Source organism: Desulfurivibrio nitratireducens, from assembly GCF_044068515.1.
GTDB lineage: Bacteria > Desulfobacterota > Desulfobulbia > Desulfobulbales > Desulfurivibrionaceae > Desulfurivibrio.
Window position 1 is genome coordinate 16,828 of the sequence record NZ_JBIPKI010000003.1, and the last position, 14,453, is coordinate 31,280.

12 protein-coding genes are annotated in these 14,453 nt (G+C 60.7%); 10 read left to right on the top strand and 2 right to left on the bottom strand.

What is annotated here, in order from left to right; translation table 11 throughout:
• Positions 1-90 precede the first annotated feature (90 nt).
• From thiH to ACHHTY_RS02305, 5 genes are all read left to right on the top strand, one after another.
• Positions 91-1,233, top strand: coding sequence for a 2-iminoacetate synthase ThiH (gene thiH / locus ACHHTY_RS02285; protein WP_395492434.1), 1,143 nt, complete (start codon positions 91-93; stop codon positions 1,231-1,233).
• A 192-nt stretch (positions 1,234-1,425) separates the two neighbouring features.
• Positions 1,426-2,715: an IMP cyclohydrolase gene (locus tag ACHHTY_RS02290; protein WP_395492435.1), complete on the top strand. Its 1,290-nt coding sequence runs from the start codon at positions 1,426-1,428 to the stop codon at positions 2,713-2,715.
• A 172-nt stretch (positions 2,716-2,887) separates the two neighbouring features.
• On the top strand, positions 2,888-4,024 hold the full coding sequence (gene hgcA, locus ACHHTY_RS02295) for a mercury methylation corrinoid protein HgcA (RefSeq protein ID WP_395492506.1): 1,137 nt from the start codon (positions 2,888-2,890) through the stop codon (positions 4,022-4,024).
• Between the two features lie 88 nt (positions 4,025-4,112).
• On the top strand, positions 4,113-4,376 hold the full coding sequence (gene hgcB / locus ACHHTY_RS02300) for a mercury methylation ferredoxin HgcB (RefSeq protein ID WP_395492436.1): 264 nt from the start codon (positions 4,113-4,115) through the stop codon (positions 4,374-4,376).
• Between the two features lie 111 nt (positions 4,377-4,487).
• Positions 4,488-5,345, top strand: a complete 858-nt coding sequence (locus tag ACHHTY_RS02305; protein ID WP_395492437.1) for a DUF4405 domain-containing protein — start codon at positions 4,488-4,490, stop codon at positions 5,343-5,345.
• Positions 5,346-5,362: 17 nt separating this feature from the next.
• On the opposite strand, the gene ACHHTY_RS02310 is transcribed toward ACHHTY_RS02305, so the two are convergent.
• Entirely contained in the window at positions 5,363-6,295 is a 933-nt protein-coding gene (locus ACHHTY_RS02310; protein WP_395492438.1) for a DMT family transporter, read from the bottom strand.
• Between the two features lie 376 nt (positions 6,296-6,671).
• Here ACHHTY_RS02310 and grpE point away from each other — a divergent pair, with 376 nt between their 5' ends.
• The 5 genes from grpE to clpB all read left to right on the top strand — a co-directional run bounded on the left by grpE (position 6,672) and on the right by clpB (position 13,697).
• Entirely contained in the window at positions 6,672-7,241 is a 570-nt protein-coding gene (gene grpE / locus ACHHTY_RS02315; RefSeq protein WP_395492507.1) for a nucleotide exchange factor GrpE, read from the top strand.
• An 82-nt stretch (positions 7,242-7,323) separates the two neighbouring features.
• Complete coding sequence (dnaK, locus tag ACHHTY_RS02320) at positions 7,324-9,255, top strand: molecular chaperone DnaK (RefSeq protein ID WP_395492439.1); 1,932 nt, start codon at positions 7,324-7,326, stop codon at positions 9,253-9,255.
• A 212-nt stretch (positions 9,256-9,467) separates the two neighbouring features.
• Positions 9,468-10,433, top strand: a complete 966-nt coding sequence (gene trpS / locus ACHHTY_RS02325) for a tryptophan--tRNA ligase (RefSeq protein ID WP_395492440.1) — start codon at positions 9,468-9,470, stop codon at positions 10,431-10,433.
• Between the two features lie 96 nt (positions 10,434-10,529).
• On the top strand, positions 10,530-10,787 hold the full coding sequence (locus ACHHTY_RS02330; RefSeq protein WP_395492441.1) for a LapA family protein: 258 nt from the start codon (positions 10,530-10,532) through the stop codon (positions 10,785-10,787).
• Between the two features lie 300 nt (positions 10,788-11,087).
• Positions 11,088-13,697 carry an ATP-dependent chaperone ClpB gene (clpB, locus tag ACHHTY_RS02335; RefSeq protein WP_395492442.1) on the top strand — a complete coding sequence of 870 codons (2,610 nt, stop codon included), beginning with the start codon at positions 11,088-11,090 and terminating at the stop codon, positions 13,695-13,697.
• A 113-nt stretch (positions 13,698-13,810) separates the two neighbouring features.
• Here clpB and ACHHTY_RS02340 read toward each other — a convergent pair whose 3' ends face one another.
• The gene (locus ACHHTY_RS02340) at positions 13,811-14,431 is read right to left on the bottom strand and encodes a hypothetical protein (protein ID WP_395492443.1); all 621 of its coding nucleotides are present in this window, start codon (positions 14,429-14,431) and stop codon (positions 13,811-13,813) included.
• Between the last annotated feature and the right edge of the window lie 22 nt (positions 14,432-14,453).

The window sequence follows — 14,453 nt, forward strand, 5'->3', positions numbered from 1 at the left end:
CCTTGACGGCCGACCTAAGGTAGAGCCGTCCTGGTTCGACGGGTCAGGGCGGCAGCTTAACCCGACAGAGTCCTTTGCCAAGCGGTTACCGTGAATAACGTTACTTTTCCCCTACCTGACTTTAACCGGCTGCAGGCTCGGATTGCCGAGTACAGCCGGGATGACGTACTGCGGGCCCTGGAACGTCCGCATCGCACCAGCGCTGATCTCGCCGCCCTGCTTTCCCCGGCGGCGGAACCCCTGCTGGGCGCCATGGCCGCCGAGTCGGCCCGTCTGACCCAACAGCGCTTCGGCCGGGTGATTCAACTTTACGCCCCCCTTTATCTCTCCAGCTACTGCGCCAATCGCTGCCTTTACTGCGGCTTCTCCATCGACAACGAAATTCCGCGCCGGGTTCTTTCCCTGGCCGAGGCGGAAAAGGAAGCCCTGATCCTGGCCGGGCGCGGATTCAGCCATATTCTGCTGGTTTCCGGCGAGGCTCCGGCCCGGCTGGGCGTCGACTACCTGGCGGAACTGGCCGTCCGCCTGCGGGCCAGCTTCGCCTCGGTCGCCATCGAGGTGCAACCGTTGCAGACGGTTGAATATGCTCGCCTTTTCGCCGCAGGAATTACCGGGGTGGCGGTGTATCAGGAAACCTACGATCGCCTGACCTATGGTGCGGTCCATTTGGGCGGGATCAAGGCCGATTTCGATCGGCGCCTGGAGATCCCGGCCCGGGCGGCTCGGGCCGGGATGCGCGAGGTGGGGATCGGCGCCCTGCTGGGGCTTGCCGATTGGCGGGCCGAGGGGCTGGCCCTGGGTCTGCACCTGGCCTGGTTGCGCAAGTTGTCCTGGCGGACGGCCTATACCATTTCCTTCCCCCGCTTGCGGCCCGCTCCCGGCAGCTTTGCTCCCCGGGTACGAGTGACGGAAAAAAATCTCAGCCAGTTGCTTTTCGCCCTGCGCCTCTTTGATCCCGATGTCGGGCTGGTCCTTTCTACCCGCGAGGAAGCCCGTTTCCGCAATGGCATGATCGGCCTGGCCCCCACCCGTTATTCCGCCGGGTCCTGTACCATCCCCGGTGGTTACGGCGACGCCGCCGCCGCCGGGGAGCAGTTTTCCATCGGCGACGAGCGGAGCATCGAAGAAGTGGCCAGCTCAATCCGGAGCAAAGGCTACGATCCGGTCCGCAAGGACTGGGACGCGGTTTTTCAGGATAATGAGCTTGCGCTGCCGGCCGAACCCGGCCACTGAGTTTGCCGGGAAGGTGGCCCAAGGGCCAGGGCTGCTTTTACCTTTACTTGCAGCTTGTACCTTGCGCCTTTAACTTGTAAATTGCTGTTCTGCCATCACCGGCCGCCCCGGTTTGCGGCCTTTGGTCATCGTGGCGGGTTGCCAGCGCTTTTAAAATACCAATATACATTAATGGCAAGGAGGGCTCGATTAATGGCTGATCTCAAAAAGATGTATTCCACCATTTTGGGGGATCATTTCCCCTTGGATATGACCATTACCTTCGGCGATCAGACCCTGGTCTACCGTAAGCGGACCTGGAAACTGGCCCAGGATGACGGCACGGTCGAGGAGCGGGGGATCCGTTATGGGGAAAACCCCGACCAGGAGGCGGCCCTTTATGAACTGGTCAACGGCAACCTGGTCTTGGGCGACTGCCGCTTCATCGAGCCCGGCCAGGGGCTGGTCAGCGGAATTGAAGCCGGCGACATGCTTCAGGTGGGCAAGCATCCCGGCAAGATCAACCTGACCGATATCGATAACGGCCTCAATATCATCAAGTACCTGATGGATCGTCCCGCCGCCGTTATTCTCAAGCACAACAATCCCTGCGGGGCCGCCTACGGCCGGGACCAGGCCGACGCCTTCAACCGGGCCAACCGGGCCGACCGGATCGCCGCCTTCGGCGGGGCCGTGGTCCTCAACCGGGCCTGCGACCTGGCCACCGCCGAATTGCTCAGCCAGAATTACCTGGAAGTGGTTTGCGCGCCCGAATTTGAGGCCGGCACCCTGGAGATTCTCGGCCGCCGCAAAAATCTGCGGGTGGTCCGGATCGGTCGGATCGACCGCCTGGCCGATTACGCCGCTTATCGTTTCGTCGATTTCAAGAGCCTGATCGATGGCGGTTTGATCGTCCAGCAGTCGGCGGTCAACTCGATCCGCAGCCCCGCTGACCTTAAACCGGCCGTGGCCACCTTCAAGGGGCAGGAATATAAGGTGGAGCGGGAACCCGACGCCCGCGAACTCGACGACATGATCTTCGGCTGGGCGGTGGAGCACGGCGTGACTTCCAACTCGGTCATTTACGTCAAGGATGGCTGTACCGTGGGGATCGGCACCGGCGAGCAGGACCGGGTCGGGGTGGCGGAAATCGCGGTCCACAAGGCCTACATCAAGTATGCCGATATCCTCTGTTTTGACACCCACGGCATTCCCTATGCCGACCTGGTGCTGGAGATCGAGCAGGGCAAGCGGAATCGGACCGACCGGGAGGCCATCGACGCCCAGACTCGGGCCGACAAGGCCGGCCTGCCCGGTTCGGTAATGATTTCCGATGCCTTTTTCCCCTTCCGCGACGGGGCCGATGTCGGCATCCGCCAGGGCGTCACCGCCATTCTCCAGGCCGGCGGTTCGGCCCGGGATTTTGAAACCATCATGGCTTGCAACGAGGCCCGGCCCCAGGTGGCGATGAAGTACACCGGTCAACGCTCCTTCAAACATTGATGAGGGTGCGTTAGATCCGCCGCGGGACGCGATCAGCCCAGACCTGCTTGCGGTGCAGGCGGGGCAGGGCGGCGCCTGGTTGATCGGTAAAAATCTGCGGTCCTGGTGTGTTTTAAGCGGGCTTTAAGTGCAGGTTTTTACTTTGCATTAGTGGGGGTGGCCAATGAAAGAGATTTCTCTGCCCAAGGCTTTGCCGCCGGTGCCGCCGGCCCAGAATCCGGGCCAGCAGGTTTGTTGAGGGCCCCGAACCCGGCCCCGGGTGGGCCGTTCTCCCCTGGATCAACCTTTTGTCCTGGGGCCGCTGGAGACCCCGGCGGGAACCCTGCCCCGGATCAGCGCCACCCTGTCGCGCCGGGACCGCTTGGACAACCTGCTGGTGCGCTGTGGCGTCGGCCGGATGCGCTACCTGGTGGAACCGGGACTTTATGCCCTCCACAATCCCGGTCCCGACTCTCCGGTGCTGGTAAGCGCCAATTACAAGCTCAGCTTTGATCACCTGCGCTGCCGGCTGGCCGGGGTCGGCGCCTGGATCCTGGTGCTCGATACCGACGGGATCAATGTCTGGTGCGCGGCGGGCAAGGGCAGTTTCGGCAGCGCCAACCTTATTAGCCAACTGGCCGCCAGCCGGGTGGCCCAGGTGGTCAGGCACCGGCGTCTGATTGTGCCCCAGTTGGGGGGGCCGGGGATCAACGCCCGCCTGGTGGAAAAAGAAAGCGGTTTCAAGGTGCTCTTCGGCCCGGTGGAGGCGGCTGACCTGCCGGTCTACCTGGCCGCCGGCCTGCAGGCCACTCCGGCCATGCGTCGCAAGCATTTCCCCTTGAGGGAGCGGGCGGTCCTGATCCCGGTGGAACTGGTCTTGAGCCTGAAATGGCTGCTGCCGCTTTTGCTGCTGTTGGCAGCCCTGTTTTTCCTGGGAGGTGAAGGGTGGTCCGCCTTCGCCGCCCTGGCCGCCGGGGGAATCATGGTGGCGGTCCTGGCCGGCCAGGCCCTGACCCCCCTGTTGTTGCCCTGGCTGCCGGGCCGGGCTTTTGCCGGCAAGGGGCTGGTGGCCGGCCTGGCTGGAGCGGCTCTTTTCCTTGGGGTGGCCTCCGGCTTGGGAAGCCCGGCTCTGAGCGGCTTAGATTACTTGGCCTGGCTGGCGGTAATCGGCGCTCTGGCCTCTTTCCTGGCCATGGAATTCACCGGCTCTTCAACTTATACCTCCCTTTCGGGGGTCAAAAAAGAAATCAGGCTGGCTCTGCCCTGGCAGATCGGCGGGGGAGTCGCCGGCCTGTTGCTGCTGCTCGCCGGTCGTTGGGGGGGGATTTGAGAGGCGATTTTCCTCCCGCAGGGCAGTCAAAGCCTGCCGCTGGTCAGCTTGACGGCCGGCGGCAAGTACCCGAGGCCATCAAACTCCGATGAATGAAATACGCTATCTGGCCGGGGTCAGCACCCTGGAGCTTGACCCGGATCTCTGCGTGGGCTGCGGGACCTGCCTGGAGGTCTGTCCCCACGAGGTTTTTGTGCCGGCTGCGGAGGGTAAAAAAGTCCGGGTCCGGGACCGTGACGCCTGCATGGAGTGCGGCGCCTGCCGCCATAACTGTCCGGTGGCCGCAATCAGGGTGGAGATCGGGGTGGGATGCGCCCAGGCGATTTTCAACGGGGCCGGTTCCTGCTGCTGACCCCATTCCGCAGGGAGAATCCGGAGTGCCTAAAATCATCTCCCCTGGCTCCGACAGACTCTTTTCTTATATTGCATCGCAAGCTCTTCTTTTCCCCCAGGAGCAACCCTCATGAACGTCCGCAGAGTCACCTCCCTGGTTGCCCTGCTCAGTTTTGTCCTGATGCTGTTGACCAGCACGATCCTTTATATTGTTCCCGCCGGCCGGGTGGCTTATTGGGCCGACTGGCAGCTTATGGGTTTGAGCAAGGAGGAGTGGGGGAGTCTGCACATAAATCTGGGCATTCTGTTTCTGCTCAGTATTATTTTGCATATCTATTATAACTGGAAAGCGATTACCACTTACCTCAAGGACCGGGCCGGCCGGCTGCGGATAGTTACCGCCAATTTCAGCCTGGCCCTGCTGCTGGTTGCGGTTTGCGGTCTGGGTACCTATTTCAAAATCCCGCCTTTTATCAACATCATCCAATTCAGCGAGGCGATCAAGGAGCGGGCGGCGGTCAAATACGGCGAGCCGCCTTATGGCCATGCCGAATTGTCCTCGCTGCGGGAGTTCAGTCGCCGCCTGGGGTTGGAGCTTGAGCCGGCCATGACGGCTTTGCGGGCGGCCGGATTTGAAATAGTCGGCGAGGAACAAACCCTGCTCGCCATTGCCCAGGCCAACCGCGTTCCTCCCCAGCAGGTTTATCTGGTTATTAAGCAGACGGAAGGTGACCACGGCCAGCGGGTGAGCCCGGAGGCCGGCCCGGAGGTGCCGGCCACTCCTCCCAGTGGTTTTGGTCGTCGCTCACTTAGCGACATCTGCGCGGAATACGGCCTGCCGTTGGATACCGTGCTTGCTGCCCTGGCCGCCCGGGGGGTTGCCGCCAAAGAAACCCAGACGATGCGCACTATCATGGAGGAAGGCGGCATCAGCAGCGAGGAGCTGCTGGCGATCCTGCGCCAGGTCCAGAGGCAAACTGCTGATTGAGGATTTAAAAAAACCGCTTAACGGCCAGGGCGGCAACTACTGACGGTGCCGCGTTCTATGGCCGGCCGGGTGATCAGGATCCCGCCGGCCAGGATCGGTAAAATCCCGACCAACTGCCAGTTGCCCGGGATTTCGTTAAGGATGAAGAAGGCAAAAAGCATGGTGAAAAGAGGGGAGAGGGCGGTCATGGCGCTGACCTTGGTGATATTAAGGCGGTGCAGGCCCTCAATCCAGTAGATTTTCGACAGTCCCATCAGGAAAATCCCGTTGATCAGCAGCAGCCACCAGGCGCCGGCCAGGTTCCCCGCCGTCGGCAGCGGTTGGTAAAGCCAAGCCAGCGCTAGAACCACGGGCAGACTGGCAACGGTGCGGACAAAGAGCAGGGTGGTGGCGTGGACATGGCGCCGGGCCCGCTGCTGGTAGCGGTTGCCCACCGGAGCGATCATCGCCGCCAGCAAGACCAGCAGATCGCCCTTGTTGAGTACCATGTCGTCGGGGAACAGGACCAGAAAGGCGCCGATGGTCATCAGGGCCGCCCCGGCCAGGTGTGCCGGGCTGAGAACTTCCCCCTTCAGCAGGTTGAAATAGAGAAAGGCGAAAAAAACCTGCAGGAAGAGAATCAGGGCCGCATTGCCGGCCGTGGTGAAGGAAAGCCCGACAAAAAGCAGGACAAAAAGCAGCATGATGTAGAAAGAGGCCCAGGCCAGGTCCCACCAGGCCCGCCGCCGCCCCAATTCCCGCCACAAGCTCCTGTTCCGCCGCCAACCCGTCATCAACAGCCCGAAAAACAGACTGGCCACGGCCAGGGTCAGGGCCATGGTCCAGAGGGGCTCGAGAAACTGGTAGCTCAGCAGGGTAACGATGGGAAACCAGCCCCAGAGAAACTCTTCGGCCAGCAGATAAAACTCTCCCCGTCGCTGTTCACTGATCATCCTTGGTTTATTAATCATGGTGGACCGAAAATAACCATTTTCCCTTCAGACAACAAGGGGTGCCCGGCAGCGCCCCTTGGCCGCTCCTGATTTCATCTTTAGGTTGAACTCCTTATTGGAGCGAGTAGGGTGCCCGCCGGGCGGCCAAAGGCTTAGATGGTCCCCTCCTGATTATAATCTCAAAGCGGGTGAGCTTGGCCAAGGCCTCGGAGCCCCTGGGCAATGGTCGAGGTTTTTCCGGCTAAATAAGCTGGTCGCCGCCTTGACAAGGCCTGGGTACGTACTTAATGTTCAGCCTGATTGTGGAATACGCAATAATATTAAAGGAAAAATCGCGATTTGCGCCTTTGCCGGCGCTGACCCGTATTTCAGGTCCGAGGAGGTTGTTGTGAACATGGAGGAAAAGCAAAAGGGTGCCGGCCAGGAAACCCCTTTGGATAAAGACGGCGACCGCCCGTTACAGCCCGCGGAGCAGGCCGGCGGCGCGGAAGGCGATGACCTGCTGACCCAGTTGAGTACGGCCCTCCGCGAGGCCCATGATCTGGAAGACCGGATGTTGCGGCTGGCCGCCGAGTTTGAAAACTATAAGAAGCGGATGCAGCGGGAGCGGGAAATATCCCTTAAATACGCCGAGGAAAATCTGCTCAAGGAACTGCTGCCCACCCTGGACAACCTGGAGCGGGCCATGGAGCAGGGCCGTAATAGCGACAGCGCCTCGGCCCTCCTGCAGGGGGTGGAGATGACCTACCAGGGCCTGATGGGCACCCTGGAAAAGTTCGGCCTCCAAGCCCTGGATGGCCTGGGCAAGGTTTTTGACCCCAATTACCACGAGGCCCTGGCCATGGAGAGCAGCGAAGAGATTCCCGCCAACACCATCATCAGCGAGTTTCAGCGGGGTTATCTATACAAGGACCGCTTGTTGCGGGCCGCCAAGGTCGTGGTTTCGCGCGGCCCCTGCACTTGATTTACAAGTTTAATTACACGGAACACCGTGAATAATGAACGGCTTTAACGGCCTGGATATTTTTTGACAAGGAGAACTGATCATGGGAAAGATCATCGGTATTGATTTGGGAACAACCAATTCCTGCGTGGCGATTATGGAGGGCGGCGAACCCAAAGTACTCACCAACGTGGAAGGAAACCGGACCACCCCGTCGGTGGTGGCCTTCAATGATGCCGGGGAGCGCCTGGTGGGACAGGTGGCCAAGCGCCAGGCGGTAACCAATCCGACCCGGACCCTTTACGCCATCAAGCGCCTGATCGGGCGCAAATTCACCGATGCAGAAGTGCGCAAGAGCATCGAAATCAGCCCTTTCAAAATCGTGGAAGGGACGGGTGGCGATGCCGCCGTCGAGGTGGACGGCAAGAAATACGCCCCGGCGGAAATCGCCGCCATGGTGCTGACCAAAATGAAGCAGACCGCCGAGGAGTACCTGGGCGAAAAGGTCACCGACGCGGTGATCACCGTACCGGCCTACTTCAACGACTCCCAGCGCCAGGCCACCAAGGACGCCGGCAAAATCGCGGGCCTCAACGTCCAGCGAATCATCAACGAGCCCACCGCCGCTTCCCTGGCCTACGGGCTGGATAAGAAGACCGAAGAAAAAATCGCCGTCTTCGACCTCGGCGGCGGCACCTTCGATGTCTCGATTCTTGAGATCGGCGACGGGGTTTTTGAGGTTAAGTCCACCAACGGGGACACCTTCCTCGGCGGTGAGGATTTCGATATGCGGATCGTCAACTGGCTGGCCGACGAATTCAAGCGCGACCAGGGCATTGATATCCGCCAGGACAAGATGGCCCTCCAGCGCCTCAAGGAAGAGGCGGAAAAAGCCAAGATGGAGCTTTCCACCACCATGGAAACCGCCATCAACCTGCCCTTCATTACCGCCGATGCTTCGGGCCCCAAGCATCTCAACATCAAGCTGAGCCGCTCCAAGCTGGAATCCCTGGTGGAAGACCTGATCGAGCGCACCGTGGGGCCCTGTCGCACCGCTCTTAAGGACGCCGGCTTGAATCCCGGCGATATCGACGAGGTTATTCTGGTGGGCGGGATGACCCGGATGCCCAGGGTCCAGCAGAAGGTCAAGGAGATCTTCGGCAAGGATCCCCACAAGGGGGTGAATCCCGACGAGGTGGTGGCCATCGGCGCCGCCATCCAGGGCGGGGTGCTCAAGGGTGACGTCAAGGACGTCCTGCTGCTGGATGTGACCCCCCTTTCCCTGGGCATTGAAACTCTGGGCGGGGTGATGACCAAGCTGATTGAAAAGAACACCACCATCCCCACCAAGAAAAGCCAGGTCTTTTCGACGGCGGCGGACAACCAGCCGGCGGTCTCCATTCACGTGCTCCAGGGCGAACGGGAGATGGCCTCCGACAACAAAACCATTGGTCGTTTCGATCTGGCTGATATTCCGCCGGCTCCCCGGGGAGTACCCCAGGTCGAGGTTACCTTCGATCTCGACGCCAACGGCATTCTCCATGTTTCGGCCAAGGATCTGGGGACCGGCAAGGAGCAGTCCATAAAGATTCAGGCCTCCAGCGGACTTTCGCAGGAAGAAATCGAGCGGATGAAGAAGGACGCCGATGCCCACGCCGATGAGGACCGCAAGCGCAAAGCCTTGGTGGAAGCGCGCAACCAGGCCGATTCGCTGATCTATGCCACCGAAAAGAGCCTCAAGGATCTGGGCGACAAGGTTGACGCCGAAACCAAGGGTAAGGTGGAGAGCGAGATCACCAGCCTCCGCAAACTGATGGAAGGCGATGACAGCGAGGCGATCAAGAAGGGCACCGAATCCCTGACCCAGGCCTCGCACAAGCTGGCCGAGATGATGTACTCCCAGGCCGGTCAGCAGGGTGGCCCCGGCGGCCCCGGGACCACCGGCGGCGCCGGCGGCGGCGAGCAAGCCTCCTCCGGCGGTGCCAAGAAGGACGACGATGATGTGGTCGATGCCGACTACGAAGAAGTAAAATAGCTAATACGTCTGCAACAGGCCTGGATTAGCGTTAAACAACCAGCCGGGCGCAAGTTGGGGCCCGGCTGGTTGTTTATAATGGAGACACAGAAAACCATTGCCTGTGTCTCCATTTTTTTTTACCTTTGCCCCCACTGATCCGAGCGGATCATTTTTGAATTTTGGTCTAATGTTCCCGTCTTGGGGCGGGGCTAACCTTGATGGTTTAAAAGATGCGTATTCTTTCCGGCATTCAGCCTTCCGGCCAGTTGCATATCGGCAATTATTTCGGCATGATGCGGCCGATGATCGCCAGCATGGCGACCAATGAACTCTACGCCTTCATCGTTGATTTTCACGCCCTGACCTCGGTCCATGACCGGGAACGGCTGGCGGCGGGAACCATGGAGGCGGCCATCGACTTTCTTGCCCTGGGGCTGGATCCCGAACGCTGCATCTTCTGGGTGCAGTCCGATGTGCCGGAAGTGACCGAGCTGACCTGGATTCTTTCCACCGTCACCCCCATGGGGCTGTTGGAGCGCTGCCATTCCTACAAGGATAAAACCGCCAAGGGCATTGCACCCAGCCACGGGCTTTTCGCTTATCCGGTGCTGATGGCGGCCGACATCCTCCTCTACCAGGCCGAGCGGGTGCCGGTGGGCAAGGACCAGAAACAGCACCTGGAGGTGGCCCGGGATATCGCCATCAAGTTCAATCACACCTTTGGCGAGACCTTTGTCCTGCCCGAACCGGTGATCGATGCCGATCTAGCCACCGTGCCGGGGATTGATGGCCAGAAGATGTCCAAATCTTACGGCAATACCATCCCGATCTTCGCCGGGGAAAAGGAGCTGAAAAAACAGGTCATGGCCATTGTCACCGATTCCACCCCGGTTGATCAGCCCAAGGACCCGGATCAGTGCAATCTCTATAATATCTTCAAGCTGTTTGCTCCAGCCGAGCGCCTGGCCGCCGTCCACGAACTCTATGTCAACGGCGGGGCCATGTACGGTAAAATAAAACTGGAACTGTTGGAAATTTTGTGGGAATATTTTCGACAGGCGCGGGAACGCCGGGAACAGTTGCGGTCCGACCCCGGCCAGGTCCGGGAGATTCTCCGCCAGGGGGCTGTCAAGGCCCGGGCCAAGGCGACCCCCACCCTGGAGCTGGCGCGCCAGCGAGTCGGGTTGCGATATTGATCGTGGCGGGGGCCTTGGTCGGCATCTGCCTGGCCGCGGAGTCCCAAGGTTCCGGGAGCCTTTTCCGTTTACGAACTCGCCAGGGGAGGTCCAGGGATGAAACCTGTTTCCAGGCTTAAGTTTAAACTGGTGCTGGCCCTGTCGCTGGCCCTGCTGGCGATCATCGTGATCGCCCAGAATGTCGAACCGGTTGCGGTGCGGTTGCTCTTCATCACCGTCACCATGCCCCGTGCCGCCCTGCTGGCGATCACCCTGCTGGTGGGAATTGCCATCGGGATTCTCATATCCCTAAGCCTCAGCGGCCGCCGCGGCTCCGGGGGGAGCCAGCCCCTGGAGTTGAGCGGACCGGAATAACCGGTCGTTTTCCGCCCACCACCCGATTTACCCTGCCCGGCCCGATCTTGAGCCGGCCACCGCCTGGCGACCTGCTTTTACGGCCGCGTCCTCTCTGTGCCGCCCTGTTTTGCCTGGGCAAACTCTTTCCCAGCATCTTCCTGGTCCTGATCGCCCCCTCTCTTCGTTAAGCCTCCCTTGACAGCGCCGGTCGGCGTTCTTACCGTTTTGACCATTGTCAGCAACTGTAAGGCAACTTTTTATTTGCTTCAAACGGCGGCGGATTGCCGCTGGCGTTTTTTAGTCGGGAGACGGAAAGTTATGAAATTCGACAAGTTTACGATGAAGTCACAGGAAGCGGTGCAGGAGGCCCAGAGCCTGGCCATGAACCTGCACCACCAGGAGTTGCAGCCGGAACATCTGCTCAAGGGGATGCTGGAGCAGGCCGAAGGGGTCATTGCCCCGGTATTGCAGAAGCTAGGGGTCGGCCGGGAAAAACTGGCCGCCGAGATGGATACCCTGCTCGAGCGGCTGCCCAAGGTCAGCGGGGGCGGCTCCGGCCAGCTTTACGCCTCGCCGTCTTTCCAGCGCCTGCTGGACCGGGCCTTCAAGGTGGCCGCCGAAATGCAGGACGAGTATGTCAGCCAGGAACACCTGGTCCTGGCCCTGCTCGACGACAAGGATACCGCCGCCGCCAAGGTTTTGATCAAGCACGGGGTCAATCGCGAGTCCTTTCTCCAGGCCCTGGTGGCAGTGCGCGGCAGCCAGCGGGTCACCGATCCCAATCCCGAGGGCAAATACCAGGCCCTGGAAAAATACGCCCGCAACCTCACCGATGTGGCCCGCCAGGGCAAGCTCGATCCGGTGATCGGCCGGGATGACGAGGTGCGGCGGGTGATTCAGGTCCTGTCGCGGCGAACCAAGAACAACCCGGTGCTCATCGGGGAGCCGGGGGTGGGCAAGACCGCCATCGTCGAAGGGCTGGCCCAGCGCATCGTCAACGGGGACGTGCCGGACACGCTGCGCAACAAGCAGGTGATTGCTCTTGACCTGGGGGCCCTGGTGGCTGGGGCCAAGTATCGGGGCGAGTTCGAGGACCGGCTCAAGGCGGTGCTCAAGGAGTTGCAGAAGCGCCAGGGAGAGACCATTCTTTTCATTGATGAAATCCATACCCTGGTGGGCGCCGGGGCCGCCGAGGGCTCCATGGATGCCTCCAACATGCTCAAGCCCGCCCTGGCCCGGGGCGAGTTGCACTGCGTCGGGGCCACCACCCTCAAGGAATACCGCAAGTATATCGAGAAGGACGCGGCCCTGGAACGGCGCTTCCAGCAGGTTCTGGTCCAGGAGCCGAGCATCGAGGACACCATTGCCATCCTGCGGGGGATCAAGGAGAAATACGAGGTCCATCACGGGGTCCGGATCAAGGATTCGGCCACCGTGGCCGCCGCCGTCCTTTCCAACCGCTATATCACCGACCGTTTCCTGCCCGACAAGGCCATAGACCTCATTGACGAGGCGGCCTCGAGGCTGCGGATCGAAATCGATTCGATGCCCACCGAGATCGACGAGATCGAACGCAAGAAGATCATGCTCGAAATCGAGCGGGAGGCCCTGAAGCAGGAAAGCGACAAATCATCGCGGGAACGGCTGGCCAAGGTTGAAGCCGAACTGGCCGACTGCCACGAAAGTCTCAACGCCATGAAGGGCCACTGGAACCTGGAAAAGGAGGTCATTCAGGAAATCAGGGCCGTCAAGGCCCGGATCGATGAGGCCCGGATCGAGGAGCAGCAGGCCGAGCGCCAGGGCGATCTGAGCAAAGTCGCGGAAATCCGCTATGGCCGGATTGTGGCCCTGGAAAAGGAACTGACCGCCAAAAACCAGCGCCTGGCGGAAATCCAGCAAGACCGCAAGATGCTCAAGGAAGAGGTGGACGAAGAGGATGTCGCCGCCGTGGTCGCCAAGTGGACCGGCATTCCCACCGACCGGCTGCTGGAAGGAGAAAAGGAAAAGCTGGTGGCCGCCGACCGGGTGCTGAGCCGGCGGGTGGTGGGCCAGCAAGAGGCCATCGCGGCCATCGCCAATGCGGTGCGCCGGGCCCGGGCGGGTCTCCAGGACCCCAACCGGCCCTTGGGCTCCTTCATCTTTCTGGGCCCCACCGGGGTGGGCAAAACCGAGTTGGCCCGGGCTTTAGCCAGCTTTCTCTTCGACACCGAGAAGGCCATGATCCGCCTGGATATGTCCGAGTTCATGGAAAAGCACTCGGTGGCCCGGCTGATCGGGGCTCCTCCCGGCTACGTGGGCTACGAGGAAGGCGGCTATCTCACCGAGGCGGTGCGGCGCCGGCCCTATTCGGTGATTTTGTTCGATGAAATCGAAAAGGCCCACCCCGATGTCTTCAACGTCCTGCTCCAGATCCTCGACGATGGCCGGATGACCGACGGCCAGGGCCGGACGGTGGATTTCAAGAATACCATCCTGATCATGACCTCCAACCTGGGCAGCCAGTTGATTATGGACCTGGGTGAGGAACGCCGCGAGGAGATGAAAGCCCGGGTCGACGAAATTCTCCACGCCCAGTTCCGGCCGGAATTTCTCAACCGGATCGATGAGATCATCATCTTCCACGCCTTGAGTCGGGAAGATCTTGGGCGAATTGTCGAGATCCAGATCGAGTTGCTGACCCGGCGGTTGAGTGATCAACATTACCGGATTGAACTCAGCGGAGCCGCCAAGGAATTTCTCATCGAGGTCGGCTACGATCCCAACTTTGGCGCCCGTCCCCTTAAAAGGGCGATCCAGCGGCACATCCAGGATGCCCTGGCCATGAAGATCCTTGAAGGGGCCTTCGCCGAGGGGGACACCATTCTGGTCGACCGGCCCGAGGGCGCCGCCGGGTTGACCTTTACCAAAGCCGCCCGGCAAGGAGATTAGCCGTAAGGTTAAAACCGGCCGCTAAAAAAAGCCGCCGTTTTCCAGCAGGGAAGACGGCGGCTTTTTTTTAACTGGGATTTCAGGGCGGGGCGCTGGAAGACGGCGGCCGAGCTCTACTCCTGGGCGGCCGGGGTCGGCGGAATCTCAAAGGCCGGATCCTGGGCCATTCTCACCACATATCTTTCCAGCATTTCTGCCATGTAATCGTCAAAAACCTGGCGCTGTTTTTCCATCAGCAGGTAGCGGCGAATATTATCCCGCACACTGAGAAAGGGTTGAGTCTCGCCACTGAGGGGATTGGTAAACTCGTTTTCCTTGTGCTGCTCGTAATAATCGCTGACTTCCCGGTCGCTGACCGTCACTTCGGCCTGGATTTTGTCTTCCAGGAACATCTCCACCAGGGCCAGCCGGCTCAAGTATTCAACCCGCTGGCGGTACTCATCGCTTTGGTCCAGGCCGGCCCGGACCGCTTCCTGGCGGAACATCTCCCGCTTGATCATCTCGTCGAGCAGGCGCTCCTGGCCGCCGGCCATGCTATAGGCCATTCTGCGGCTTTCCGGCATGCTTGCCATTTCCTGTTCCAAGTGCCGGGCGGTGATATAGCTTTCGCCCACCTGAACGATGTAGCCCTCGGCGGGGGCCGGCCCGGCCTCGGCACCGATTATTTCCTGCTGCTCTCGCCCACAGGCGGCGGCCAGGATCATGACCAATAAAATCGCGATAAATCTCTTCATCTTATATCCGTTCCTTGCTGGC

What these genes read in the sequence shown, in the direction of transcription:
- ACHHTY_RS02290 (WP_395492435.1), top strand. Translation starts at nt 1,426, where the DNA reads ATGGCTGATCTCAAAAAGATGTATTCCACCATTTTGGGGGATCATTTC.
- ACHHTY_RS02305 (WP_395492437.1), top strand. Translation starts at nt 4,488, where the DNA reads ATGAACGTCCGCAGAGTCACCTCCCTGGTTGCCCTGCTCAGTTTTGTC.
- dnaK (WP_395492439.1), top strand. Translation starts at nt 7,324, where the DNA reads ATGGGAAAGATCATCGGTATTGATTTGGGAACAACCAATTCCTGCGTG.
- ACHHTY_RS02330 (WP_395492441.1), top strand. Translation starts at nt 10,530, where the DNA reads ATGAAACCTGTTTCCAGGCTTAAGTTTAAACTGGTGCTGGCCCTGTCG.
- grpE (WP_395492507.1), top strand. Translation starts at nt 6,672, where the DNA reads ATGGAGGAAAAGCAAAAGGGTGCCGGCCAGGAAACCCCTTTGGATAAA.
- hgcB (WP_395492436.1), top strand. Translation starts at nt 4,113, where the DNA reads ATGAATGAAATACGCTATCTGGCCGGGGTCAGCACCCTGGAGCTTGAC.
- ACHHTY_RS02310 (WP_395492438.1), bottom strand. Translation starts at nt 6,295, where the DNA reads ATGATTAATAAACCAAGGATGATCAGTGAACAGCGACGGGGAGAGTTT.
- trpS (WP_395492440.1), top strand. Translation starts at nt 9,468, where the DNA reads ATGCGTATTCTTTCCGGCATTCAGCCTTCCGGCCAGTTGCATATCGGC.
- ACHHTY_RS02340 (WP_395492443.1), bottom strand. Translation starts at nt 14,431, where the DNA reads ATGAAGAGATTTATCGCGATTTTATTGGTCATGATCCTGGCCGCCGCC.
- clpB (WP_395492442.1), top strand. Translation starts at nt 11,088, where the DNA reads ATGAAATTCGACAAGTTTACGATGAAGTCACAGGAAGCGGTGCAGGAG.